This window comes from Paenibacillus sp. FSL P4-0127, assembly GCF_038007325.1.
Taxonomy (GTDB): domain Bacteria; phylum Bacillota; class Bacilli; order Paenibacillales; family Paenibacillaceae; genus Fontibacillus; species Fontibacillus macerans.
This window is the reverse complement of sequence record NZ_JBBOWY010000001.1, coordinates 1,288,586-1,314,777: the sequence shown is the minus strand read 5'-3', so window position 1 is coordinate 1,314,777 and position 26,192 is coordinate 1,288,586. Positions and strand designations below refer to the sequence as shown.

Below are 26,192 nucleotides of genomic sequence, written 5' to 3'. Positions count from 1 at the left end.
CTATAACAGCCTCTCTTCCCCGAGCCGCTTCGCGGTCCAATTCGCGATGAGCAGCATGATGACGCTTACGACCGTTTTAAAGATGCCGCCGGCGGTAGCTAACGAATAGTTGCCTTGGGCAATCCCATATTTCAGCACGAAGATGTCGATCGTTTCCGCCCAGTCGACGACCAGCCCGTTGCCAAGCAAATACTGAACTTCAAACCCGGCCTCCAAAATATGGCCGATGGACATAATCAGCAGGATGACGATTGTCGGCTTGATTCCCGGCAGCGTTACGTGGAGCATTTTCCGGTAGCGGCTTGCTCCGTCCATGTCTGCGGCTTCATACAGCGCCGGGTCGATCGAGGCCATGGCCGCCAGGTAAATGATCGTGTTCCAGCCGACTTCCTTCCAAACATGGGACGCCCCGACGACGCCCCAGAAGTACTTCCCTTCGCTGAGCCAGAGAATCGGTTCATCGATCAGATGCAGCTTGATCAGCAAATCGTTGACAATCCCGTCGGAAGCCAAAGAAGTGGCCACGATCCCCGTCACGATAATCCAGGACAAAAAGTGCGGAAGGTAGGAAATGGTTTGTACGGTTCTTTTCCAGAACACCTTCTTGATTTCATTCAACAGCAGCGCCAGAATGATCGCGGTAACAAATCCGAGAACCAGGTTGATGATGCTCATGCCCAACGTGTTGCGCAGCACGCGCAAAAAATTGTCGTCCTCGAACAGGAATTTGAAATGCTTGAACCCAACCCATTTCTGTTCACTGAAATCCAACGCCGGCTTGTAGTCCTGAAACGCCATCGTCCAGCCCCACACCGGCACGTATGCGAACAAAACAATGTAAGCTAGCAGCGGCACCGACATGTAAATCAACTGCCGCTGGCTTTTGATGAGGTTCCACGTGATGCGCTGCTTGCCCTTTTTTGTTTTCCGGACAGTACTTCGTTCCATTAAGGTCTCATTCATAAAGTTGTTCTCCCTGCTTTATTTCACGGTCCAGGTATCGATTCTCCACTTCAGCACTTCATTGATCCGGTCCTCGTAAGCTTTCACGTTCAGCTTGTGGATTTCGGACGTATAAGCGTCCCAGGCCTTGTCGAACTCTCCCGGTTTCGCCATAATCGCTTGCGGCAAGTGCTTGGTCGACAGGTCGTTCAGCTTCGTACTGACGATTTTCGCTTCCGAGCCTTCCACCAGATCCACTGACCAGGCCGGGTAATAAATCGGATTTTCCGGCGGATCGCTGAAGAAGTCGACGTAGCTCTCATAACCGTAAGCCGCGAGAAACTCCTTATCGTAGTCCTTCAGGCCGGCCCGGTATTCTTCCGGTTGCGCGGCGGCGTCGGTCGCATTGCCGTCGCTGTAGTAGCCTTCCATTTTCGGCATGAAGCCAAACAACGTGTCCGCTTTGTTGGCCAGCTTCCAAGTGGCGTCGGTCGTCTTATCGCGCTGTTCCTGCGTTCTCACAAACCGGCCTTCCTCATTGACGATATAATCCTCGCCTTCGATGCCCCAGGCGAGCACCTTTTGCCAATCCTCCTGAATCAAACGGTCGAGCAGCTTGATGATCTTGACCGGTTCCTTCGCATTAACACTGATGCCGAAACCGTTGTTGAGGTTGAGCGGCGGACGGTCCCGGTAATAATCCCTGGTGCTCGAATCGTAAACGAGCGGGAGCCCGACATAGGTTCTTTCCAGCTTCTGCTGCGTGATCAGGGCGTTCTCCGCGGTCTGGAAGTTCCAGTGTTGGTCGAACATCCCAAGCACGGTGCCGCTGGATATTTTGGCCAAATACTGGTCAAAGTTTTGCGTAAACGTCTCTTTGTCGATCAGCCCGAGCTGGTTGACTTCGTTCAACTTTTGATAATACCGTTTCGCATAATCCTTGTCGGCGAAAATTTCGGCTTTGCCGTCGTTCACCACGACGCCGCCGTCGTTCGGGTGCCCGATCAGATGCTGCGGCGCGTTGAACAGCCCCCAGTTTTTCCAGTCGTAGTTCAATATTTCAAAGCCGATCGTCGGGCTGCCGTCGATCGTCGGATATTTCTCCTTGTATTTGGCGATCAAATCGAAGTATTCGTCCAGCGTTTTCACCTGCGGATAGCCGAATTCCTTGAGCACCGCTTTTTGGATCCAGAAGGCCGGCCCCGAGTAATAGGTGCTGCTGACTTCGCCGTTGAAAGCTCCGTAGTTCGGCAAAATGTAGATATGGCCGTCGTTCGGGTCCTTCATCATGTTCCAGTACTTCTCGTAATGCTTCTTCAAATTGGGCGCATGCTCTTCGATCAGATCTTCCAGCGGAATGTAGGCGCCCGCCGCGGTCAGCTTGGTGTTCCCGGTCATGATATCCGGGTAATCGGAGCCGGCGATCATCACGCCCAGCTTCTGATTGATATCGCCCGCCAGGAACTCGAATTTGAACGTCGCTCCCAGCTCGTCTTTGATTTTCTTGTAGATCTTGTTGTCCGGCGTCGGCTGTTGCCCCGCTTCGCCAATAAAAGCGGTGATCTCAAACGGTTCCGCCTTGTCCCCGGCATTTCCGGACCCATTATCGGCATTGTTTCCGGAACCCTCTGTCCGGTTGCCTCCGCCGCACCCCGACAGAATAACGCTAAGCGACAGCAGCAGCAGGATGCCGAGCCGGAGAACCGACTTTGACTTGCCCCCCATGTAAAGCACCTCCGTAAAGTTTTAGTTGCTTGTCAAGGTTTGGAAGCCCTTACAAGAAACCCATCTTTATTGTAAAAGCGCTGCCACGGCCGAAACTATATCACAATTAAAGCATTACCCTTCAAAATTTTAGCTCCTGCCTCTGTATTCATTCGGAGACAGGCCCAGCCGCTTCTCGAACTGCTTGAGAAACTGCCCGTAGTTGGCATAACCGACCCGTTCCGCCACCTCGCTGTTGTTCAGTTTGTTTTCCCGAAGCAGCCGCGCCGCCTCCTCAATGCGGAGATTATGAATCATCTCGTTGAAATGAACCCCGTTTTTCTTCATCAGCAGCTGCCCCAGGTATACCGGATGGAGATAAAAAACTTCGGCCAGCTTTTTGATCGTCAGCCCTTCCCGGTAATGCTCGCCGATGTAGCGGTTGATGTCCTGAACGATGCCCCGGGAGCTCCGCGTCGTTTCCTCGAGCAGCAAATCGATGCTTTCCGCGCCAAAAGAGACCAGCGCCGTCAGGAGCTCCTCCACCGTCAGCGCCTCCTGGGCGCGGGGCGGCCCGCAGCGGCCGATGAGGGGATCAGCCTTGTCGCCCAAGGCTTCCCGCAGCTGATCGGCAATATTGTAAAAAAGATGGATCGCCAGCTTCATCACAATATCCGGGTCGGTGTACCGCTCGCGAAAGCGGACGGCCGCCTCTTGCCCGGCTTTCCGCAAACCGGCTTTATCAAGCAGCTGAACGGCTTCCAGCACGCGGTCAATCCACTCCGCCTGATCGTAGCGGGAGTTAAATGAACGAAGGCATACCTGCAGGTACCGGGCGATCGCGGGGTAAGCCTGGGCGTAAAAATTATGCGGCATCGCCCCAAGGGCGCTGCGGAAGCAGGCATGGAGCCCGCCGAGAGACGGTGCGCCGGCTCCCAGCGCCAGGAGCGCGGGCAACCCGGCATACCGCCGAGCCAGCTCCCGCATCCGGGCAAACCCGTCTTCCCCATCCGGGCCGGGAGCGTAGCCGAATACCAGACCGAAATCGCCCGTTTCCAGGTCCACCAGCACCATCGCTTCCTCCCCGGCGGCCAGCGAAGCCGCGATTTCCCGCAGCTCCGCGCGTCTGTCCGGCACGGTGCGGATCAGGCAGAAATTCCAGGCCTCCCGAAGGGAGGAGAGAGCTTCAAGCCCCCTGGCCGAGGCAAGCTGCACCGCAGCCTCCTCGGCATCGGGCTCCGGCTCGGGCGGCAACCCGGGCGGTTCGGTAAGCAGCTTCTTGATCCGGGATACCGTCTCCTCCAGGGACGCGATCCGGCTGATGCGCTGCAGCTCGCGTTCCTGCAAAAGCTCCCCGTAAATTACCGCCAATTCCTTGGCGGCCGCTGCTTCATCAATCGGTTTCAAAAAGTAATGGTTAACCCCGAACCGCATCGCCTTTTGCGCGTATTGAAAGTCGCTGTACCCGCTGACGATGGCGAACCGCACCCCGCGGGAGCCGCCCCGCTGCCACGCCTCGATCATCCCGAGCCCGTCAAGCACCGGCATCCGCACGTCCGTCACGACGAGATCCGGCTGCAGCTTTTCGATCATTTCAAGCCCCTCCGCACCATTGGCGCACGTTCCGCAAACGTCGAAGCCAAGCCCGCGCCAGTCGATCCACAGCTGCATTCCTTCGATCGCACCCGGCTCGTCGTCGATCAACAGCACTTTAAAAGCCATGTTCACGCCTCCCTGTCCAATTCTTCTTGATGCTCCAACAGCTTGATCGGGATTGCGAAGGAGACCTCCGTTCCCTGGTGGAGTTTGCTGCTGATGTCAAAACGAACCTGATCGCGATAATAAAGCTCGAACCGGCGGTAAACGTTGCGGATGCCGATGCTGCTCCCGGAGGCGTTCTCGCTGCGCACGGCCACCAGCATTTCCCGCAGCTGCCCGGGCTCGATGCCCTTGCCGTTGTCGGAAATGACGATGCGGAGCCTGCCGTCGCCCACGTACGCCTTAATCTGAACCAATCCGAGCCCTTGCACGGCTTGAATCCCATGCTTACAGGCATTTTCGACAAGCGGCTGGATGCTCATTTTCGGAATCTTGTAGTGCAGCGCCTCCTCCGCAAGGTCGAACCGGTATTCGAATTTATCCCGGAAGCGGAATTTCTCGATTTTCAGATACATGTCGATAAACATCATTTCTTCCTGCAGCGTCACCAGGTCTTCCTTCCAGCTGAGCAGCCGCCGCAGCAGCTTGGACAAGCTCTTGATGATGTCCGTTACGTCCGAATAATTGTTTTTCGTGCAGACGACCAGGATCGCGTTGAGCGTGTTGAACAGAAAATGCGGGTTCATCTGACTTTGCAAAAAATTCAGCTCCGCGCGCACCCGTTCCATCTCCAGGCTTTTCTTTTGGATTTCCAGCTTGTAGACATCGTTGATCAGCGTATTGATCCGCGCCGTCATGCGGTTGAAATGGCGGATCAGCCCGCCTATTTCGTCGCGCCCCTCATCGATCCGGATGAGATCGAACTTCTCGTTGCTGACCTTCTGCATATGCCGCGCCAGCCGCTTAACCCGGTAATGATAGGACCGGAGCATGACGTAAATAAACACTGCCGTAAAAAAGGCCGCAGCAGCAGCCAGTATCCCGACAAAAATCCGCATGTCGAGCATCGCGTTCGTGACCCGGACTCCCTGCGGAATGCCGATCAGCCGCCAGCCTTTGACATAGCGCGCGCTTCCGATGGCCACGGTTTTGACGCCTTTTTCCCGCATCTCCTCCGTCCATGCAAACTTGGCGTAACCGTTTGCGCCTCCGCTTTGGTAGCCGCTGGCCGCGGACATGATGACTTCGTCCTCCCCGTTGACCAGATACAAGTCCAGATAATCCTGCTCCCGCTTGATGACGTCATAAATTTTGCTGAGGTCAATGTCGATCCGCAACAGCTTATCGTATTCGTCGTAGGAATCATAGGAATCCATGCGTTCGATGACGCTCAAATACGGCTCGGTGTTCGCCCAATTGCTGGCCTGGGCCGCCCGGTACGCTGCGACGGAGACCTTATCGCCGGAGATCTGCCAAAGGCGGTACCAGGCGCTGTTTTTCACCTGCTCGTCGATGATATGGTAATTGCCGCCGGGAACGATGGTCGGATTGGCGGTATAAATCCCGATCCGCAAAATCTGGTTGTTGACCGGAATGTAGCTGGTCACCCGGTTGCGCAGCTGCTCGTCGAACGTCGTATAGAAATCGAGTTGGCCGGAGTATTCCCGGTCGAGCATTTCGTACAGCGCTTTGTCCGTATTCAGCGCATGGCTGACGGCGACGCCTCCGTCGATAAAATCGTGAATGTCTTTTCGGGCCCGCTCCATGGAGATCTCCAGGTTCTGCTCCTCCCGCTCCATGATGAAATCGGACATCCGGGTCATAAACAGCAAAATGATGACCAAAATCGGCACCAGCACGCCAACCAGATAAATCAGCAAAAACTTGTAGTTGAGCGGAATATCGTTCACTTTTCCCCGAAATTTCAATCTTGCCATGCGCGCACCGTCCCCCAATTAATCCGCCCGCTCGCGATCGGGCTCCTGCTTGTAAACCGAAGGCAGCACCCCGGTCGCCTGCTTGAACTTGCTGAGAAAATAGTCCGTATTCGGATATCCGACCTGCAGGGCGATCTCGGAAATTTTCATCGGAGTCCGCTTCAGCAGCCGTTTGGCCTCTTCGATCCGCTTCATGTTCAAATATTCGTTGAACGGTTTGCCCGTCTCCTTTTTGAATAATTGGCCCAAATAGGCCGGGTTCATATGGAACTTTTGCGCCAAAATCTGCAGCTTCAGCTTGCTTCTGTACGCCCCGTCCACATACCGGATCACTTGAAAAATCGTATTGCCCTCGCTCCGCCGCTTGAGTTCGCCGATCTGAGCCGCCGCTTCCAGGCACAGCCGGCGCACATACCGCTTCAACGCCGCGTAGTCGGCTATGCCGCCGAGGCTTCCGTATTCCGCCTGCATACGTTTCATGAAACCGTCGGGATCGCCGTGGAATCCGGCCATTTGCCGGCAAAGGGTGAGCTCCAGATTCGCGGCGTCCGCTTGCAACGCTTCGATGTCCGCCTGACCGCAGGTTAGCGCCGCGAACGCCTCCTCGATCGCGGAATCAATCATCTCCGGCGCGCCGGCTTCCACCAGCTCGGGCAAACGGCGGAACCAGCCCTTATAGGCGGCATCTTGCCAAGTCGCCGAGGCTGGGCCGTTATGAAAAAACAGCCCCGTTTTCCCCTGGCTGCGTTTTGCTCTGTTCAGATCGAGCGCCTGCAAATATAGCTCCCGAATCGCCCCCATCCCTTTTGCGATGCCGCTGACCGTCACCAGGACCCGCTGCTTACGCTCCGCAAGCTCGCGGTTGACGGCCAGCCCGGTCTCCTCCAAACGGGAATCCGTCATGTCCTCCGCGCGCAGGATCACGCCCGTCCGCCCGGCCCGGTCCTGAAAAAACCGGCCGGCATCCTGCGCGAAAAAGGCGCCGATCCGCTGGCTTAGGCCACTCCCATCGGCCCCGGTATCGATCAGCGCGCAGCGCAGCTCCGCCTCTCCCGGAAGGCCAAGCGACCTCGCGGCTTCGGATTGCAGTTCCGGATCGCCTTCCCCCTGAATCAAACGGTTGAGCAGATTGTTTACGAACAGCGACCGCTTCCGGGGCAGGCTGCGCTCCGCGGCCAACTCGTCCGTAATCTTTTGCCCGAGCTTGGCCAGAAGGGCCTCGATTTCCTCTTCGTCAATCGGTTTAAGCAAATAATCCACGGCGCGTTGGCGCATGGCCGTCAGCGCGTAATTAAAATCGTCATAGCCGCTTAAAATGACGAATTCGGGCGGCCTTTTCAGCGTCTGCCGGCTCCTTTCGATCAATTCGAGCCCCGTGACCGCCGGCATGCGGATGTCCGTGAAGACCAGCTCCGGCCGGAGCTCTTCGATCATCGCCAGCGCCTCCGGTCCGTCGTGGGCTTCCCCGCAAACCCGGAAACCGTGCTTTTCCCAGTTCACCATTGTGCGCAGCCCCTCCAGTACCCATGGCTCATCATCCACAAGCAGTACCTGCAGCATACCGCATCGCTCCTTCTTCTTTTCGGACGTTTCTTGTTTCTTGTTTCTTATGTCAATGCTGAGTCAGCCAAACTTGTAAGCGTGTTCATGAAATAATTTAGCATAACTCCCGGAAGGTGGAAACCAAAAAATCCCACAATGGCCGCCAGCCTTCCGGTTATAAGCTTGCATTTTTTTATATTTCATGTCACAAATCGTTAAGAAACGGTAGTCGTATAAGCGAAGTTAAAACACAGGGAGGTGATGAATTGGATAGCAAAACAGCGACTTCGATAAACCGGGCTGAGCGAAGAGCTATGGTTGACGAATGGGCTCGCCAGGCGCAAACAGGCTCTCAGGAGGCATTTATCGAGATCACCCGCCATTTCGAAAAAGAGCTGTATACCTATTGTTACTACCTGATTAGAGATCGTGAGGAAACCAAGGATGCGCTTCAGGACATTTTTATCCGGGCCTATCGAAATATAGGCGATTACCGCGGGGACTCCCCATTTTCGGCATGGCTGTACAGAATCGCCTACAATCACAGCATGGATGTGCTGAAAAAGAAAAAACGGTACCAACGAATTGCGGACAGATACCAGAACGAAGCTAAATTATTCACCTACTCCGAACAGGAATCCGCCGTCATGGAATTGCTGGATCCGCTGACCCCCAGCGAACGGAATCTTGTGCTGTTAAAAGCGGTGGAGCAGTACACTTCCGAGGAGATTGGGCAGATTATGGACCGCAAGCCGGCCACATTACGGAAACAATATGAGCGCATCCGCAACAAACTAGTCCAATACAAACGGAATAAGGGAGGCCAAAAAATTGAAGCCAATATCCGATCCAGCAAAGCAGGTTACTGACAACCTGGAATATATGATTCAAAATACGGAAGTTCCGGAATTAAACTTGGGTGAAAGGATTGTTGAACAAATGAACCATACAAATGCAGAGTTGAATCGTCGCAGCCGCAGTAAAAGCAACCGGATGAAAAGAACGGTGGCGGTCTCGGGGATAGCCGCGGCTTTAGGTTTTGGGATCATCGGCAGCGGGTTCGTATCCCCGGTCATGGCCAGCGCGCTGAGCCAGGTTCCGCTCATCGGCAACATCTTTCAGCAGTACGGGGATACCGGGCTGCAGGCAAGCGTGGCCAACGGATTGTACCAGCCCGTCCAAGCTAAAGACAGCCATAACGATATGACCCTGGAAAGCACCGGATATGTTTATGATGGAACCCGCATCTCCATTGCCCTAAAAAGAGACGGTCAAGCGGACGCCAAACTGCTTGGCGAGCGCATGGACAACGGTGACACCGACAGCAGCGGCAAAGGCGTCCTTAAAGACATCAGTATGTACATTAACGGCGAGCGGTACTATCCGGGAGGTTATACTTTGACGGACGGAGATACCCGGGATACGGCCATTCTGGAATTTAACGACACCCCTCCTATCACCCTGCCTAATGCTGATCCGGATCTGGTGAGACGGCCTGAACCGCTGGGCGATTCCTTCGAATTGAAGCTTGAAGCGACCTTAACCGGTTCTGATCAGCCTTATTTGTTGACGTTCCCGGTGAAGAAAAACACCGAAAACGTCGTTTTGAAGCCGGAAATGGTTAAATCGTATGACGGATTCCGCTTTGCTCTGGACAAGCTGGAATTGACGCCGATCACGACGCGTTTGACCATGACCGGCAGCGGGGAGCTAGCCAGCCTCGGGGAAGAGTACAAACTTCCGGCTGAAGATCTGTACGCCGGCAAATATCGGTTTGGATTCGATATCCGCGATGAGAACAACAGCCTGCTGGAGGAACTTCCAGGCAACCATATAACCTTTATAGACGGGCAATATGTGATCGACTACAATTTCACGCCGTTTAAAGAGACGCCGAAATCGATTACGATCAAGCCTTATGTGCTGAACCAAGACAAATCTTCCGGCAAATTCCACGAAAAGAAATACCTCAGCGAGCTGGAATTCCAGGTGGATGTAAAATAGCGGCAAATCTCTAAAATTAGCAAAGGCTCGGCCCTTACACAGGCGCCGGGCCTTTGCATTTTTGGGACGAAGCTTCTTTGTCGGCAAGAGTAAAGTCAACCCATAGGTGATGTAAGGGTGTATCCGGCCTCAATCGCGGCTCCTCCGATGGTGGGGCCCGCTATGACACTGAGGCTCGCCAGCGCACGGAAATTTGTCTGCGCACGAAAATTTATCGGCGTACGGAAATAACGGTAATTTGTGTACCTATTTCTTAAGCTTCACCCTTCACTCGCGAATTAGCGGAACTTTTTGTTCCTATTCTTCTGCCAAGCATGGTAAAAGCGCCTTTGTCAGCTCATCGCTCACAATTAGCGGTAAAAAATTCCCCTACTTTCCCTGACCCACCTTTTTCGCCGAAAATAACACCCTTATTTACCGCTATTGCTGCGGTTCCGGGCAGCATCCACAATCATAACCATGCCCCCCGCCCCCTCCTTGCCCGAAATAAGAAATCCTCTCCCAAAACGGAAGAGGATCAAATTGATATCAATTACGAAAAGTTTTGCCGGAACCAGGCGGCTGCGGCATCCACTTCGGTTGGCGTCAGCTGATGGCCGTACGGTTCCCAATGCACGTGCACGTCGGCCCCAGCCCCGCTTAATAGCCGCTCCAGTTCCTCGGTTTCCCGCGCCGGGGACATGGCGTCGTAGCGCCCCGCCCCGATAAAGACCGGCAGCCCGGCCATGTCCGGCAGCTCGACGCCGCGGCGCGGCACCATCGGGTGGTGCAAAATCGCCCCTCCGAGCGCCTGCGGATAATGAAACAACAGGCTGGCCGCAATGTTCGCCCCGTTCGAGTAACCGACCGCGACCAGGGCGCGGCGGTCAAACCCGTATTGCTCCGACGCTTCGTCCAGGAAGTCGTTGAGCTCCCGCGTGCGGAGCACGAGATCTTCCTCGTCGAAGACACCGGCCGCCAGCCGCCGGAAAAACCGCGGCATCCCGTTTTCCAGCACGTTGCCTCTGACGCCGAGCACCGGCGACGCGGGCGAAATCAGCTCTGCCAGCGGCAGCAAATCCGTTTCCGTCCCGCCGGTGCCGTGAAGCAGGAGCAGCGGAGGAGCCGCCCGCTCGCCGCTCCCCGTACCCGGCTTGAAAATATGCTTCATCGCAGATCCTCCTCAAGCACCCGCACTTCGATCGGAGTTAAGTTCTGCTCGATCGCCTCGCGTTGCGGCTCGTACCAGGCCGGCAGCATCAGCTTTTCGCCCAAATGCTCCGGATCTTCATCATTCGCGAAGCCCGGCGGGTTCGTGGCGACTTCGAACAGGATGCCGCCCTCCTCCCGGAAATATAGCGCGTGAAAATACTGCCGGTCGACGATCGGCGTCGGCCGGTACCCATGCTCGGCGACCCGCTCTCTCCACTCTTCATGCTCGGCGAAATCCCGGGCCCGCCAGGCGATGTGGTGCACCGTGCCGGCGCCGCCCGCGCCGTATTCCATCGGCTTAACGTTCACGTCAATGACGTCGCCCAGGTCTCCCTCCGCTTTAAAGCGGGCGTAAAATTCGTCTTCGCCCAGCTTTTTCAGGCCCATCACATGCTCCAGCAGCCCGGCCGTTTTGCCGGGAGCCGCGCTGAACAGCACCGCGCCGCCAAAGCCTTTGATCGCTTTATCCGCCGGAACCCCGCCAAACGACCAGGTGCTTAGCGGTCCGGCCGCCCGTTCGACCAGCTCGATTTGCAGCCCGTCGCCATCGCGGAAATGCAAATACGTTTCGCCGAAGCGTTGCGTGTCGGTCGTGGAAATGCCGAATTTCCGCAGCCGTTCCCGCCAGAACGGCATCGCGCCCTCCGGAATGGCGTACACGGTAACCCCTACCTGACCGGCTCCGACCCGGCCGCGCCGGGCTCCCGCCGTCGGGAAAAAGGTCATAATCGATCCCGGATTGCCCGCCTCATCGCCAAAATACAGATGATAGACTTCCGGCGCATCGAAATTGATTGTTCTTTTGACCAGACGCAATCCGAGTACACCTGTATAAAAATCGACATTTTTCTGCGGATCGGAGGCAAAAGCCGTAATATGGTGAATCCCTGCCGTTGGTTGAATCATGACTGGTCACTCCTTTTTTTGTGGTTACGCTTATTTCAAAACTTGTCGTAGCTGACAAACTCTCCAACCGGTTTGCGGTAACCGCGCGGGCGAAAGCTGGAAGTATCCTCCTTGCCGATCGCGATGAGCATGGCCGGGACGTAATTGTCCGGGACCTGCAGCAGCTTGCGCATTTCGTCCGGGTTAAAGCCGATCATCGGGCATGTGTCCCAGCCCTTGTCTTTGGCGATCAGCATAAACTGCATGGCCGACAGGCTGGCGCTGCGGATCGCTTCATCCCGCATAAATTGCTCGCCCCGGCTCTCATAGAAACCGATCGTGGACGAGACGAGCTGATCGTATTCCTGCTTGCTGAGCACTCCCAGGTTAAGCAGCCCTTCGTTCATCGCCGCGGCGTCCTTGTGGGCGTCGAGTTTGCCCAGCACCAGGATCACCGCCGACGCGGTCCGGACTTTGTATTGTTTTTCCGCCGCTTCGTATACTTTCTCCTTCAGATCGGGGTCTTTCACCACCACATAATGGGCATGCTGCAGATTAAACGCTGACGGGGCGTATTTAACGAGGTTGAACATCTCGTCCAATTCCTTGTTATCCATTTCCACCCCCGGGATAAATTTATTCGCCGAGCGGCGGGATTTAAGTATTGATGTAAAATCATGATCAGCCATACTTGCTCCTCCTTCACCTTGGAAATGTCAAATGCGTACATTTAAAGAATCTCTATATTAAGATATTGGAAAGGCAGCAGGCCGGGGTCATCCAAAAGACGCCCCAAAATCCCATCCAACGAACCTATCCAACGATTCAGCGATCCTCCCCAATAAACCAATCGCTTCACCTTTGCCATCAAACCCATCGATCGATTCTCGCCTACTTAAAGCCCTCTTCCTTATAGCTCTCTTCAGCATGCTTGCCCAGCTTTTTCAACAGTTTAGCGGCCGTTTGCATTTCCTCCGGCGACAGCCCGCCCAGCACCTCTTCAATCAGTTTCGTATGCCGGGGGAACACTTCTTCGATAAATTGCTTGCCGCGCTCGGTAATTTCCGCATACACCAGACGCCGGTCTTCCTTGCAGGTTTTGCGGGCCACAAACCCTTTCTTCTCCAGCTTGTCGACCGTATACGTAATGTTGCCGCTGCTCATCAGCACTTTGTTGCCGATCTGCTGGGTCGGCTGGCGCCCCTTGTGGTACAGCAGCTCCAGCACGCCGAATTCGGTGCGGGTCAACCCGTACTCGCGGATCGATTTGTCGCTGTGCGCATGTACCCATTGGCTTGCCCGGGACAATACGACCAACAGGTGCAGCGCCTCGTTTTGCACTCTATCCACGCCGGTTCACCTCCAAACATTTGTTCATGCAGATACATTTTCTTAATTGATACGCGATTTTCATAAGTTTTTAAGACTCTTAAATCTATTTGTCTTAATATTAAGATATTATCTCGGCGATGTCAAGCCTTTCTGTTTAAAAGAAGCTGAAGCATTACCGCGAAATGCAAAAGTGCAGTTGAAATGAGCCCGAATTCCGGTTATTTGAGCGGTGAGATGCAAAAGTGCAGTTGAAAATGGGACTTAGAGACAAGTTTGCTCAAAAGGGTGAGAATGGCCTGCACTTTTGCAATTCGCCGGTTAGTTTCGAGAGGTTTTGACAAAATTCGCATGCACTTTTGCGCTTGATCCAACTGTCCTGTCACGTTCTATCATGTTCTGTCACGTCCTGTCCCCTGCCCTGCTATCTCCAAAGGAGTCCAGCAGCAATACTCATCACTGCTTGCCGCCGGACGCCTTGGGATGCACATGCAGCAATACATTGGCGGCGAACAGAACGACGCCGAGCACAACCAACATTCCGCCGATCGCCGCCAGAGGCTCAAATTGCTCCGAGCCAAGCTCCAGAAAGGCGAGGCTGATCATCATGATCGGCAGGCCGAGCGAATAAGTCCAAAATTGGATTTTGCTAAGCAAGCTTTCTCCAGCCTCCGGAAACAGCACATAAATCAGCCCCGCCAGCGCAAACGAAGCCCACCCCAGCAAATTGACATGCGCGTGCACGCTCTCCAGTTCATGCGCATGCCCCATCGACATATACATGCCCAACAGTACCCCGGCGACAAAATAAATGACGGAAATTCTAATATACGCGATCCCCACGGCCATGCCTCCCGCTTGGTCAATTTTTTGCTTGTTCAAAAATATGTCCCAATCGGCAGGAATATTCGTGAAGATGACCGTTACTTCCCGGCGAGGACGATGCCGTAATCTTTGGCCAAATAATCGTGAATCCGCTCAAAATCGGCCGGCGTCAGCTGATTCAATCGCTTATGCTTCTGTTTCCATTCATGCCCGAGAATGATGCCGATCGTTTCCCCGGCCAAACCGGTGGTCGGAATGACTCTGGCGCTGCCGTAGGCTTTAATCTTGGCCCCGATGTTTTTCCCGGCCACCAGCACGTTGTCGTAAGACTTCAATTCAAAAGAGCGCAGCGGGATCCCGTACCGGTCCGGTTTGCCGTAGCCGATCCCCTTGGCAATCGCACGGGTGCCCTGCAAATCGATCGGATATCCGCCGACGCTAACATTATCCCAAAACATCCGGCTCGACTGCAAATCCGGGTAATCCAGCACGTATTCCGTTTCATAGCGGTCGAAGTCGCGGATGTACAAATATTCCGGATACCCGTTCAACTCGGCTTTATCGAAACCGGGAATATGCTTGCGCAAGTATTTGACGATATCAGGCGCTTCCGCTTTGGCCCGGCTGACGGCCGACGTTACCGATTTGGGGTCCGCCGGGTTCACGTCGTAAATCAGCAGGCTGTTGATGATCACCTCGCCGTCTTTTTGATATGTCGCATTAAGTCCCCGGAGCACGAGATGCGAGTCGCGCGGCTTATATTTAAACGTCAGATTGCTGAACCCCGTGGCGAAATGCCAATCCACATAAGTGTTGGGACCGTATTTCTCCTGGACGTTCGAAAGCGGATAATCCTCCAACACGGCTTGATGCAGCTTGTTCCAATTGACGTTTTTGACCGGAATCATGTAGGTGGCCGCCATATAATCCGGCTTCTTGCCGCCATAGATGCTCTCCATGCCGGGAATCCGCTTATTTCCAAGCTTGCTGGTCAGGACGGCGAAATCGGTGTTTTCCACAAAATAACCGGCTTCAACCGTATACCTTTTTCCATCTCTCGCCCGGTACGTCAGCGATTTGAGCGATTTCCCCTTGCCTTGGGGGACGATGCCCACCCCTTCGATCGCGATGCCGCTGCGCAGCGGGATGCCCTGGATCAACCGGCCGTAAAACCGTTCAAAGGCAGGCAGCTTGCGGATCTTTCCGGCTTTGTATCCGTCATACAGCGGCTTCAGTTCACCCTGCACCAAGCTGCGCTTGCGGTTGTCGTTCGGCTCGTCCAGCACCAGCATCTGCCCCTGGATCAATTCGCCGCCCGGTTTGCCGCGCGGATCCAGAATGAGCACGCTTAATCCCGAATCATGGGCCGCCTTGGCCAGCAAAACCCCTTCGATTTCGCTGCCGATCAGGACGACGTCATAACGGCTGCAGCCCTGCCCGCATTTCGGAGTTTCGGTTTGTGCGGAAGCCGTGAAAGCCCCCGTCAAAGGGGCTGTCCCCTGCAGAATAATGACAGCGATCAACATGGCCATAACGATTCGTATGTACTTTGGCAATCTTATTTTCATCAATCGACAATTCTCCCCTCGCCTATATGCTGCTATTTTATCGCTTCGGAAAATAGATATCCAGACGACATCTCTTGAAAGCGCATCAAGCTGCGTAAAAAAGCCTCCAAATACCGCCGTTAAGCGGTTTTGGAGGCTTTTTTCGCGCAAACGGTTACAGAAAAAAGTGCTTGATCTTCATCCGCCGACCCCTAATAATAGGAAACTGGACTTAAGCGAATCCATTCGAAGACTTGTACTTCAGAAAGGTTGTACAGCATGAATACATCTCCGGCAATACATAAACAAGCCACCACCGCAAAAGAACCGTTTCCCGTCGCGCTCCTTTCCCTGACCGTCGGCTCGTTTGCCATCGGCATGACCGAATTTGTCATTATGGGGCTGCTGCCGAATGTGGCGAATGACCTCGATGTCAGCATCTCCACCGCCGGGCAGTTGATTACCGCTTACGCTATGGGCGTGGCGATCGGCGCACCGATTTTGACGCTGCTGACCCAGCGGATTCCGCAAAAAGGCCTGCTCTGCCTGCTGATGCTTCTCTTCATCCTAGGCAACGGCATTTCCGTCGTGGCGCCCAACTATGAGGTGCTTATGGCCGCTCGGATTCTGACCGCCTTAACGCACGGCACCTTCTTCGGCGTTGGCGCCGTTATCGCCGCCAGCCTCGTCCGGCCGGAGAAACGCGCCGGTGCGGTATCGATCATGATGGCCGGGCTGACCATCTCGAACATCGTCGGGGTTCCGCTCGGCACGTTTGTCGGCCAGCAGCTCGGCTGGCGCGCTTCCTTCGGCGCCATTGCCCTGATGGGCTTGATCGCCCTCGGCGGCATCCTCCGCTTCATTCCGCGCCTCCGCCAGGAGGAGCCGAGCGGCGTGGGCCGGCAGATCCGCGCGCTGCTCCGCCCCAAGCTGCTGCTGTTTCTGCTGATCGCGGCGCTGGGAAATACGAGCTTGTTCGCCGTTTTCACCTATATCGCACCTCTGCTTCAGGACATCACCGGCTTTGCCGAGCATAACGTGACCTGGATTCTCGTTATTTTCGGCTGCGGCGTCACGCTCGGCAACATGATCGGCGGCAAGCTCGCCGACTGGAAGCTGATGCTGTCCTTGCTTGGTCTGTTTTTGGCCGTAGCGGTCATTTTGGGCATTTTCACCTTCACCGTTCACAGCCCTGCTTTGGCCGTCATTACGATTTTCCTATGGGGCATGGCCTCGTTCGGCGTTATGCCGGGGATGCAGGTGCGGATCATGAACCTGGCCAAAGCGGCTCCGGCGCTGGCCTCCACCTCCAGCCACGCGGCCGGCAACTTCGGCAACGCGATGGGCGCCTTCATCGGCGGCCTGGTCATTACCCATATCGGCCTGACGTCGCTGCCTTGGGTCGGCTCGCTGATCGTGGTCCTCGCGCTGGTGATCGGCGCCGTCAGCTACGCGCAGGAGCGGAAGCAAGGAACGGAATGACCGCGGCCTGCGTCAGCGCCTAAATCAAGGCCCATACACCGCCAAATCCGCATATTCCGCGATCAGCGGGGCCATCTGGCGGAAGCCGATTTTGCCGCCGGCCAGCAGCGGACCGTAAGAAAGCCCGTCATCCAGCCACGAAAACATGATCATTTCATTGATCGCAAACGTGATGGACGGGCCTTTTTTGACGATCAGCATCCGGTAGCTATCGGCGGCGTCGGCAACACCGGGCAGCGGGTCGGCGCCCTGCGCGACCAGATGGAAGCCGTAGCTTTTGCGCAAATTGCAGGTATGAAAGCTGCGCTCCTCGGCCCACATGCGGCGAAAATAAGAAACATGAAAGGCATCCATCGCCCCATGGTGGTACTGGTCGTATTCGCCTGTGCGCGGCGGCAGCGCCGGATCGAACAAATCCCTTCCCTCCGACCCCCTAGCGCTAAAAAACAAAATCGCGAGCCCTGGCTCCCGGATCGGCCGGAACCGCCAGGACACCGCCATATCCGCGGGAAACTCCTCCGGGCACCAGTACACCAGGTTGGCTTTTTGCCCCTCCTCCGCACTCCGCTTGCTCTCCAGGCGCAGCCGTCCAAGGGGAAAAGTCGCGGCCCCGTCCCCTTCCATCCTAAATCCCGCCGTATCCTGCGAAGACTGCAGCGGATTGCTGTACAATAAACGCCAACCTTCGGGGATGAACGGGCCGCTCTCCATCATAGGAGGATCAACATTCGCCAAAACCGGCAACCTCCCTTCCGCCCAGCAGCTGAAGGGCCTCAATCCCCGCCAGCAGCACGATGCCGATTCCGTGAGTATCGTTCAACCGCCACGTTAATTCATCCTTGTAGTAGTATTTGTTAAAAGAATACCCGGACCCGCGGCATACACCGTAGACGTTGCCGTCCTTGTCGATGCAGCTCTCGGTCAACCCCCGCCAGCCCCGCAGGGCCGACTCCAGGTAGGCTTCCGTCTCCTCCAGCCAGCCGCGGCGGACGCCCCGGGCAAACGCGTAAATGAACATCGAGGTGCAGGACGCCTCCTCATACGAGTCCGGCTCGGTCAGCACTTGATGCCAGAGCCCGTTTTTACCTTGCAGCCGCAAATATCCTTGGCAAAGCTCCCGATAGAACGCCAGCAGTTCGGGGTGAAGCGCATGCCGCTCGGGCATGGCCGACAGCAGTTCCGCCAGCGAAAAAACGACCCAGCCGTTCCCTCTTCCCCAAGCCACCCCGTTCGGCCGGCCAAACTTCATATCGTAGACATGGTGCATAATTTGGAGTTCGGGCATAAACAGCCTTTCCTTGTAGCGCAAAAATTGTGCGGCCGCATCCTCAAGGCAGGCTTCTTCTCCCGTCAATTCGTAATACTTACTTAAAAACGGCGTGCTCATGTACAGATCGTCGCACCAAAGGGTGTCTTTCATAAAGTCGGTCGTCCCCCGGGCCCGGTACAGCGTCCCGTCCGACAGGCGATCCTGCACATGACTAATGTAACGGGCAATATGCGCCGCTGCCTCGGCGGCTCCCCGGATCGGACGCAGCTTGTTCGCCTCCAGCATCGCGGCGCCAAACGAACCGCAATCGTCCAGCGAATCGATCATCGCCAGCTGGTGGTTGATGCCGGGAGCACCGTAGCGGTCCCGGTCCCAAAGCGCGTACTCGTGCAGTTTACTGCACTGTTCGATATGCTCGGCCGCGTATTGGGTAAAATGCGGGAACTTCAGGACGCGCCCCGTTTTCAGCAGACCGTAAAGCGTCACCCCGAGCGGATAATTCCATCGGCCGTACAACGGGCTTTCCGTAAAAGGCCTAATCCAGCAATCCGGCCGGTCAATCCGCCAAAACGTTGCTTCTTCCCCGCGGCCCAGCAAGGTATCCATAACGGTCGCCGCGGCCGCCTGCGGGGCGTTTTCCCCGGAAAAAGGACCGGCATACAGCCAGGTTTCCGTCATCCCTTCCACCGGATAGGGCCTCAGCAGACGGACGCGATTCCGGCGTGCAAAAGCCGGCGTTGCCTTCGGGGCCCGCCGATACTCGGTAGCTTGGGCCGTGGCGATTGCGCCTGCGCCCTCCCCGGAGGCCTCCCCCGTATCGCCCTGCTCCAGTTCCCGCACCTCGTCTATCCCGAACCCCCAGTTGCCGCCTCCTTCGCAAACCGATTCCACCACCAGGTCATGTATACCGTAATCGACGCCGCGCAAAACGATCCCGAAGCGGCCCCGTTCCTCCATGCCGCGGAAAACCGGGCGGCCGTCGATATACACGGTTGCGGCGCCCTCATAATGGCCGGCGATCCGCACGTCCGCCGCCGGAAACTTTCGCGTCTCCAGCTTGCACCATGCAAACACTTTGTCGCCGGGCTTTGCTTCCGAACCAAACAGGCGGGCGAAGCAGCCCGCTTCCAGCTCCTGCGGCGACCATCGGTCCTGCGGATGCCACGCGCCATAGATACAGCCCTGGTTCATGCCAACAAGGTTCTGGCAGTTTTCGTGATTCTTGGCGTTCTCAGCGTTCCCAACGTTCTCAGCGTCCTCTCGCTTCCCGCTGCCGCGGCTACCGCCCCACCTTTCGCCTTCAACCGCTCCCGGCAGCCGATCCCAACGGTTCGCTTGCGGCCCGCTGTACACCCACCCTTCGCAACCGCGCCCCTCCGGCGTCGGATTCAAAAAATGCAAGGGCGCTCCTTTCACGCTGCCTGTACCGAACACGCCGCCGCAGCCGGTGCCGGCCGCCGTGAATTCCAGCACGATGTCGTTCCGCCCTTTCCCCGTCTTTGCGCGGAAGAAGGCTTTCCGGTCGGGAAACACGTCATCATTTAAATTTGATTGAAAGGCAAGCGCGCCGTTGACATAAACTTTGACCGGGCTGTAACAGCTGACGGAAAAGGGCGTCTCCCCTTCCTGCTCGCACCACAGCATGCCCCACACGTATACAAATTGTCCAGGCGTCAAATCGGGCCATCGCCGGGCCAAATCCATATCGTAACGGCAGTCCGCCAACCGCTTGAACCCGCGCCGCGAGTGCACACGGTACACCGGAGGCCGCGGCGGGTTCGCTCCAACAAACCTGCCGGCCACGGCGGACAGCACCGGCTCCACCCGGCCCGCCGCAACCCGCGCTATCGCATCATACTCATGAAAATAAGGCGGCACCAATGCCTCACCCCTTTCTCCAATCGACTTCTCCTCCCGGGTACAAGGTGGAATTGTAAAGCCGTTTCGGTTGCGGCAGCGGGCCAGGCGGCCGTGAGCCTTGAACAAGGCTTTCCCCCGAGGGGGAATCAAAGCTTTCAAAACCGGCGGCAAAAGCCCCGCTTAACTCCAGCGGTTCGCTCGCAAACAAAACGGCCAGTTCATCGTCATAAATGATCACCTGCTCCGTACCCCGCCCCAGCAAATCGCCATGCACCGCATACCCCTCATGGCCAAATTGGGCGACGATCCGCTGTTCCCCGTCATAAAGGGCCGGGAATACGCCCCCGCCGCGGCGGTACGCCAAAATATAGTCCGGTGCCCCCGGATGCCAGCCGCTTAACGTTTCGGCGATCGTCAGCCAGCCGCTGGTTTGCCGCTCCTCTTTCCATAATTCCCGGCCTTCGCTGTCCAGCATAAACAAGGCGTCCTTGCCTTTTAAGCCTTTGCCGTCGTCCTCCCGGACCATACGGTCCAAACCGGCAACCTGCAGGCCGGGCAGGTCGCTTCTGAACTTGCCAAGCGCGATGTGCTGCGACTCGATCGAGCCATCGTACCGCCACAGCTCTTTGCCGTCCCGGCTGTACATCACCGTCACGCTGCCGCCGATCACCAGCTCGGGAGCCCCGTCGCCGTTCACGTCCCCGACCCAGATGCAGTCCGCGTGATCCTCCAAATCCCGGCAGCTCCACAACACATGGCCTTGGTGATCCAGCAAATCGTACCCCGCCATCACCTCATCGTATCCATCCCCGTTCAAGTCGCAAGCCCAAGGGTAATGCCCCGTGTTCCCCTCATGCGTCCACAGCAGCTCAAAATCGTGGTTCAGCGCCCATAGGCGCCGGTAACGGTCTTTCAAAATAATATCGGAAGCCCGCTCCCCGCCGCTTAAATTGGCGATAACAATACAGTCATGCGCTTCCGGGTCCGGCAAATCGCAAACCTTTTTTACCGAACCGTCCTCTCCGGCCAGCATATAAAATCGCCCATTCATCACGCACAGCACTTCCAGCTTGCCGTCCCCATCCAAATCATAAATTTGGACCGGATAATCCGAACCCTGACTGCCCGCCCCGGGATCGGGTTTGCCGTGCTGCCACAGCAGCCTCCCGTCCAGGTCAAACGCCGTCAGGCACTGCACCTGGTGGGGGATATACCGCACATCCTGGCGATTGTCGGGCTGGACGAGCAGCAGCTCCATCCGGCCGTCGCCGTTTAAATCGCCCAGCAGCATTTTACAGCGCGGACCGGCCGCCGAGATATCGATTTCAGCTAACCGGCAAGCCTCCGGACAGGCCGCTTTCCCCTCGCCCCGTTTTTCTCCCTCCAAGCGTGTACACGACGCATTATCCATCGTCCCCGCTCTCCCTATATCCATCGCTCTCTGCTTCACAGGTTCCAGTCCCATCGTCACTCTACCTCCGCTCCACGTTAAAAACCGCTCCTGCACAAATTTCCATCATACATCTCAATCACACATTTCCATACACACTTCCATACACACTTCCATCGCAAGCTTACACTGCAAACTTACACCCAAACTTAAACCGCAAACTTAAACCGCAAACTTACACCACAAATTCTCACCACAAATCCTCATCACAAATCCTCATCACAAATTCCGGCTTAAACCCAAAACCGCACTTGACAAAACAATTAGACAGAATCCATAACATCCAGGCTGTCTGAGAAACTCCAGCGAAAAATATAAGAATAAAAAGTGTCCCTATTTCAGCAATATCACCCATTTTGAGTGGACTAGAGGTAATTTATGTCGCTATTTTCCAGAGTCTCGAGGAAATGCCCGTGTCCCGGGACATTCATAGGAAAATAAGTACAAAAAATGCTGCTAATGAGGATGAACATGCTTGGCTGCGGATAATAAGTACATTAAGTGCCGCTATTTTGAACGGTTCAGCTGTGCTGCTGACGATTGGCTGTTCAAGCAGCCGGCAGTTGGCTATTCCAGCCAGACGACGGTTCGTTGTTCCAACAGCCGGTTGCCAGTTCCGATTTCCTGGTTGAGCCCAATTTCCCGCCACACACCCCGCCTCAAACTTTCAGCACAACTCCACCCCTCCACCACCAAGCACCTCAACAAACTTTCAGCGCAGCTCCACCAGGCCACCGCCAGGCACCTCGACGCTGCCGCCATCGATGCTAAGCCAAACCGGGGACGCCCCAGGATTTTGCACAAACTCCCGCCCCGCGGCAAACCGCAGCCATTTGCAGGCCTTCATATAGTCGACGATTTCGATGTTGGTCGCGTACCAAACATCCTCCCGTCCGCCGGTCGTCTCGCAAAATCGCTCGATCAGTTCCCAGTTGTTGTCGTTATCGAACTCGTAGCTGTGCCCCCACACATACATCAAATACAAATATTGCGTTTTGTGCAGCCCGATGAAGGTTTGGGCATGCTCCAACAAGCGATCCTTATGGTGGCAGGTCGCCTCCCATTCCAGCCAATCCTCCGGCAATCCGAAGCCGCCGCGGGTCGTCTTCACCGTCCGCGCGTATTCGATCCCGAGATGCGGCAGCAGCTCCTTGATCTCCCGGCTGTAAGAGCCGTTCGGGTACGACATCCCCCGCACCGTCGTCCGAAACAGCCGCTCCAGGTTGCGGCGGTCCTCCATCACCTCATCGACGATCTGCATCATCGGGCAGCGGGCCATCGTCGGATGCCACACCGTGTGCGCGGAAACTTCATGCCCCCGATACAGCGCCACCGCATCCTCCGCCGTCAGGCGATCCTTATCCCCGAGCAGACCGGAATTGAGGTGAAACGTCCCGCGAATCCCATGGCGGTTGAAAATGCCGACCAGCCTCTCATCCGCCCTTCGCCCGTCATCGTAGCTCATCGTCAGCGCCTTGTGCTTCCCTCCCGGAAAGCAAAAATAAATGTTCGGCATCCTCATGCTTTCATCCGCCCCCTGGCTCATTGTTCGTTATGTTGCCGCGCTAGCAGACTCATCCGTGATTTGCTCCGGCAAAAACTGATCGATCAACTCCAAGCTAATGATCGCATTAAGCGACCACTGCGAAGCCTCGTTCGTATTCATCCAGTCCACTTCCAGCACTTCTTCCGCATGCAGCGCCGGAACCTCCTCCCGGCTCAGATCGACGCGCCCGAAGTCATTGTCCAGCAAAATCGACCAGCACAACGCCGCTGTCGCCGCGTCATTGTGGTAATACGCCCCGTAAGCGGCGATCGCGACGCTCAGCACCGGGTGCTCAAACCGCAGGCGGCCGCCGCCGACCGCCCCGCCGGTGCGGACCAGCTTTTCCTCGGACGGTAAATTGTAAAACAGGCCGAACTCCGCCAGCATTTCCTCCCACTCCGGGTCCTCCAGCATCCCGGCCAGCTCGAACCATACCTGCGGACCGCCCATGCAAATCGCCAAATGCCGTCCCCAATTGTCGTCGCCCATGCCGGTCAGCACGCCGGTCCGCGGGTCGTACCCGTAGGTTGGTCCGGAAATGAGCCGAAAGTTGGCCGCTTTCAGGCATCCTATCCCCGTGATGATCTTGTCGCGGTAAACTTCGTCCTCATAGCGCTCCCAGCGGGTCATCCAGTTCGAGCTGAAAGCCGCCCAATCCGGCCCGACGCGGATATGCGTGGGGTGTTCGTCCTTCGGATAATACGCCCTCATCGGATCCAGCGTTACGGTAGAGTAATCGGCATCTTTCACCTCATCCATCATGTCCCCGATCCGCTCATCCGCGGTCAAATAATAGTAATACCGGTGCAGCCCGGCCATCGCGATCCGCGCCTCCTTGCAGCCGCAGCCCCAGTGGACGACGTTGTGGCGCGAACCGAGTCCGGCGTATTCGCCGAAATGGTACGCGTCCACCTCGCTCGTATGCCGGGTCATCGCCTCCGCCATCCTGAACACGTCTTCCCGCCCCGTGCGGAGAAACGTAAGCCACAGCCACATGTTCGGAGCGAGTTCGGTATTTTGCCAGGCGCAGCCGCCGAGATCGTAATTCCACGCATGCCGGACCGGGTCATAACTATGCATAACATCGCCGTAATCCCAAAAGCCGTACCATTTCCGCTGCTCGATTTCCCGCCGGTAAAAAGCGATGATCCCGTCAAGACGGTCCTCGAGATAAGCTTTGGCCGGCGTGCTCCGGTCGGGCAGGCTCCATATGCCGAACGCGCCCGCCGCGTAAGTATACTCCGGCCCGCAAACAAGCCGGGAAGGCGCGCCGGCCTCGCGCGCCATGCGGGCGACCGCTTCAGGCTCCGGCGTCCCCCCGGTGCACCACACCGTCAGTTCGCTCGTGTTGGCGATGCCGTAGGGCGTGGCCCGCAGCTCCTCGGCGCCCTCATACGAAGACTCCACATGCGTTTTCGTATCGTAATGCCGCAGATCCATGGCCCCCGCATCCGGCGACCAGAACCAGACGGTGAACTTCGCTTCCTCTCCGGCCATGCCGGAGATCTCCATCGCGGAAGGATGCTTTTGCCAAAAGTCTTTAAGTCCAACGGCAAGTCCGCCACCCTCGCTCCCGGCATATCCCAAACCGCCGGCCCGCCGGCCGTCCGCCGCCTTCACCCAGCTGCAGCCTGCCCCGGTCCGCTTGGCGATGCGGTAGTGCTCGGAAGAGTCCTGCACCAGCTTAAAGGCGTCCCAGGTCGCCGAGTCGTCCAGCAGGCCGAGGAAATAAGCGTCCTGCTCCGGGTCAAACGCGATCGCCCGCCCTGCCGTCTGCTCCGCAAACAGCTCGCGGTAACGCCCCTTCGTGCGGCGCGTGTGCAGCGTTTTCGGCGACTCGCTGAACAGGCCGCGTCCGCCGGCGAAACGCACATGCCGGTTGTACAGCGGCCCGCGCATCGGCAGGGCAAAGGAAATGCCCAGCCCTTTGATGAAGTCCTGATGCGGGTTGCCATCATAATGGAACGTATAGACGAAGCGGATCGACTCCAGCCTGGCATAAAAATACAACCGCAGCGTAAACGGAAGCCACTCCCTGCTCCCGCCGGACGCCGCCGCATGCCGCCCCTCCAGCTTCACCACCGCGCGGACCGGACCGGCCTGCTCCACCTTGGCCCGGTGAATGCGGCCAGCGAACGGCTCTTCACGCCGGACGCGCCCCCCGCTTACGGCGCTTTCCGCTTCCCGGAGGCAGACGAGTGTTCCTCCGCTGCACAGCTCCGCCCCGCCCCGCATGATGCTGCCGATCACCTTTTGGCCCCGCGTGCCGATCAGGCATGTGATAGCTCCCGTATCTACGCGGATTGCACCCTCCAGCTCTTCGACAGACAGCGCGCTGCCTGCCGCTAAGGCAGGGCGCTGTCCATTCGGGTTCAGCCGCACGGCGGCACAGCCCGAAGGGGGGCCTCCCGCCGCCAGTGCCGCATCCCTCATGCTTCCGCCCTTTCCGAACACCGCCGCATGGGCGGTCCATTTCACGCTTCCGTCCGGCCAGAAGGCCGTGGGCCAGCTTTGCAGGGGTACAAGCTCTTCGTCCGGGATCACGTCCGGAATCATCTCCCCCCACGCCGCATGTGCCCGGACCAGCACAGCTCCCGGGGCAACGCCCGGCACCGGCAAGCCAACCATGCTACCCGCGGTGCCGCCCGTGGCGCAGCCTGCGTTGCCCAACCTGCCCGCACATCCTCCACCCGCAGACTCGGCAAGCCTGGAAGGCTCGGCAAGCCTGGAGGGCTCGGTAGACCCGGTAGACCCAGCAGACACGCCAAACCCGCCGGACACGACAGACTCGTTTGACTCGGCAAACACGGCTGGCCTGCTAGACCCGGCAGTCTCAGCGGATCGGCCGAGCCCGCCGTACCCGTCGGACCCGCCAACCCAGCCCAGCCTAAGCCCCGGCACCTCCTCCCGGGCGAGCGCGCCTTTTTTCCAGGGGACGCCCCAGGTGGTGCCGACAGGCAGTTCCGGTTCGCCCCGCTCGCTTAGCCACCGCAAATGGACCGGCCCCGCTCCAGACAAAACTCCAGGCAAAGCTCCAGACACGGAAATCATCTCCTTTTCTGGTATGTGCCCTGATTGT

Annotated in this window: 19 protein-coding genes; 3 read left to right on the top strand and 16 right to left on the bottom strand. The window is 57.0% G+C overall.

Annotated features, from left to right (window positions below; translation table 11 throughout):
- From NYE74_RS05810 to NYE74_RS05790, 5 genes are all read right to left on the bottom strand, one after another.
- Positions 1-963, bottom strand: a complete 963-nt coding sequence (locus NYE74_RS05810; protein WP_036619045.1) for an ABC transporter permease — start codon at positions 961-963, stop codon at positions 1-3.
- A gap of 18 nt (positions 964-981) precedes the next feature.
- Positions 982-2,667 carry an extracellular solute-binding protein gene (locus NYE74_RS05805; protein WP_341004627.1) on the bottom strand — a complete coding sequence of 562 codons (1,686 nt, stop codon included), beginning with the start codon at positions 2,665-2,667 and terminating at the stop codon, positions 982-984.
- Positions 2,668-2,796: 129 nt separating this feature from the next.
- Positions 2,797-4,368 (bottom strand): response regulator, encoded by a 1,572-nt coding sequence (locus NYE74_RS05800; protein ID WP_213509682.1) that lies wholly within the window; start codon positions 4,366-4,368, stop codon positions 2,797-2,799.
- A gap of 2 nt (positions 4,369-4,370) precedes the next feature.
- The gene (locus tag NYE74_RS05795; protein WP_036619039.1) at positions 4,371-6,182 is read right to left on the bottom strand and encodes a sensor histidine kinase; all 1,812 of its coding nucleotides are present in this window, start codon (positions 6,180-6,182) and stop codon (positions 4,371-4,373) included.
- Between the two features lie 18 nt (positions 6,183-6,200).
- On the bottom strand, positions 6,201-7,742 hold the full coding sequence (locus NYE74_RS05790; RefSeq protein ID WP_036619037.1) for a response regulator transcription factor: 1,542 nt from the start codon (positions 7,740-7,742) through the stop codon (positions 6,201-6,203).
- Positions 7,743-7,990: 248 nt separating this feature from the next.
- Between NYE74_RS05790 and NYE74_RS05785 the strand changes: the two genes are divergently transcribed.
- Both NYE74_RS05785 and NYE74_RS05780 read left to right on the top strand, forming a co-directional pair.
- Positions 7,991-8,593 carry an RNA polymerase sigma factor gene (locus NYE74_RS05785; protein ID WP_341004626.1) on the top strand — a complete coding sequence of 201 codons (603 nt, stop codon included), beginning with the start codon at positions 7,991-7,993 and terminating at the stop codon, positions 8,591-8,593.
- Between the two features lie 70 nt (positions 8,594-8,663).
- Entirely contained in the window at positions 8,664-9,728 is a 1,065-nt protein-coding gene (locus NYE74_RS05780; RefSeq protein WP_341004625.1) for a DUF4179 domain-containing protein, read from the top strand.
- Positions 9,729-10,260: 532 nt separating this feature from the next.
- Here the strand turns inward: NYE74_RS05780 and NYE74_RS05775 are convergent.
- The 6 genes from NYE74_RS05775 to NYE74_RS05750 all read right to left on the bottom strand — a co-directional run bounded on the left by NYE74_RS05775 (position 10,261) and on the right by NYE74_RS05750 (position 15,526).
- Entirely contained in the window at positions 10,261-10,878 is a 618-nt protein-coding gene (locus NYE74_RS05775) for an alpha/beta hydrolase (protein WP_341004624.1), read from the bottom strand.
- The gene (locus NYE74_RS05770; protein ID WP_036619029.1) at positions 10,875-11,825 is read right to left on the bottom strand and encodes a ring-cleaving dioxygenase; all 951 of its coding nucleotides are present in this window, start codon (positions 11,823-11,825) and stop codon (positions 10,875-10,877) included. Before NYE74_RS05770 ends, NYE74_RS05775 begins: the two co-directional genes overlap by 4 nt.
- A 35-nt stretch (positions 11,826-11,860) precedes the next feature.
- Positions 11,861-12,493, bottom strand: a complete 633-nt coding sequence (locus NYE74_RS05765) for a nitroreductase family protein (RefSeq protein WP_036619024.1) — start codon at positions 12,491-12,493, stop codon at positions 11,861-11,863.
- A gap of 202 nt (positions 12,494-12,695) precedes the next feature.
- Positions 12,696-13,154: a MarR family winged helix-turn-helix transcriptional regulator gene (locus NYE74_RS05760; protein WP_036619021.1), complete on the bottom strand. Its 459-nt coding sequence runs from the start codon at positions 13,152-13,154 to the stop codon at positions 12,696-12,698.
- Between the two features lie 435 nt (positions 13,155-13,589).
- Positions 13,590-13,982 (bottom strand): hypothetical protein, encoded by a 393-nt coding sequence (locus NYE74_RS05755; protein ID WP_036619018.1) that lies wholly within the window; start codon positions 13,980-13,982, stop codon positions 13,590-13,592.
- Between the two features lie 74 nt (positions 13,983-14,056).
- Positions 14,057-15,526 carry an FAD-dependent oxidoreductase gene (locus NYE74_RS05750; RefSeq protein ID WP_036619014.1) on the bottom strand — a complete coding sequence of 490 codons (1,470 nt, stop codon included), beginning with the start codon at positions 15,524-15,526 and terminating at the stop codon, positions 14,057-14,059.
- A 258-nt stretch (positions 15,527-15,784) separates the two neighbouring features.
- On the opposite strand from NYE74_RS05750, the gene NYE74_RS05745 reads away from it, so the two are divergent.
- Positions 15,785-16,987, top strand: coding sequence for an MFS transporter (locus NYE74_RS05745; protein WP_036619011.1), 1,203 nt, complete (start codon positions 15,785-15,787; stop codon positions 16,985-16,987).
- A gap of 24 nt (positions 16,988-17,011) precedes the next feature.
- On the opposite strand, the gene NYE74_RS05740 is transcribed toward NYE74_RS05745, so the two are convergent.
- The 5 genes from NYE74_RS05740 to NYE74_RS05720 form a co-directional block, all read right to left on the bottom strand.
- Positions 17,012-17,698 carry a DUF1961 family protein gene (locus NYE74_RS05740; RefSeq protein ID WP_051985816.1) on the bottom strand — a complete coding sequence of 229 codons (687 nt, stop codon included), beginning with the start codon at positions 17,696-17,698 and terminating at the stop codon, positions 17,012-17,014.
- A 10-nt stretch (positions 17,699-17,708) separates the two neighbouring features.
- Positions 17,709-20,135 carry a glycoside hydrolase family 88/105 protein gene (locus tag NYE74_RS05735; RefSeq protein WP_341004623.1) on the bottom strand — a complete coding sequence of 809 codons (2,427 nt, stop codon included), beginning with the start codon at positions 20,133-20,135 and terminating at the stop codon, positions 17,709-17,711.
- A gap of 7 nt (positions 20,136-20,142) precedes the next feature.
- The gene (locus tag NYE74_RS05730; protein WP_341005300.1) at positions 20,143-21,408 is read right to left on the bottom strand and encodes a hypothetical protein; all 1,266 of its coding nucleotides are present in this window, start codon (positions 21,406-21,408) and stop codon (positions 20,143-20,145) included.
- A gap of 871 nt (positions 21,409-22,279) precedes the next feature.
- Complete coding sequence (locus NYE74_RS05725) at positions 22,280-23,083, bottom strand: polysaccharide deacetylase family protein (RefSeq protein ID WP_213509788.1); 804 nt, start codon at positions 23,081-23,083, stop codon at positions 22,280-22,282.
- Between the two features lie 36 nt (positions 23,084-23,119).
- Positions 23,120-26,155, bottom strand: coding sequence for an exo-rhamnogalacturonan lyase family protein (locus NYE74_RS05720; RefSeq protein WP_341004622.1), 3,036 nt, complete (start codon positions 26,153-26,155; stop codon positions 23,120-23,122).
- Between the last annotated feature and the right edge of the window lie 37 nt (positions 26,156-26,192).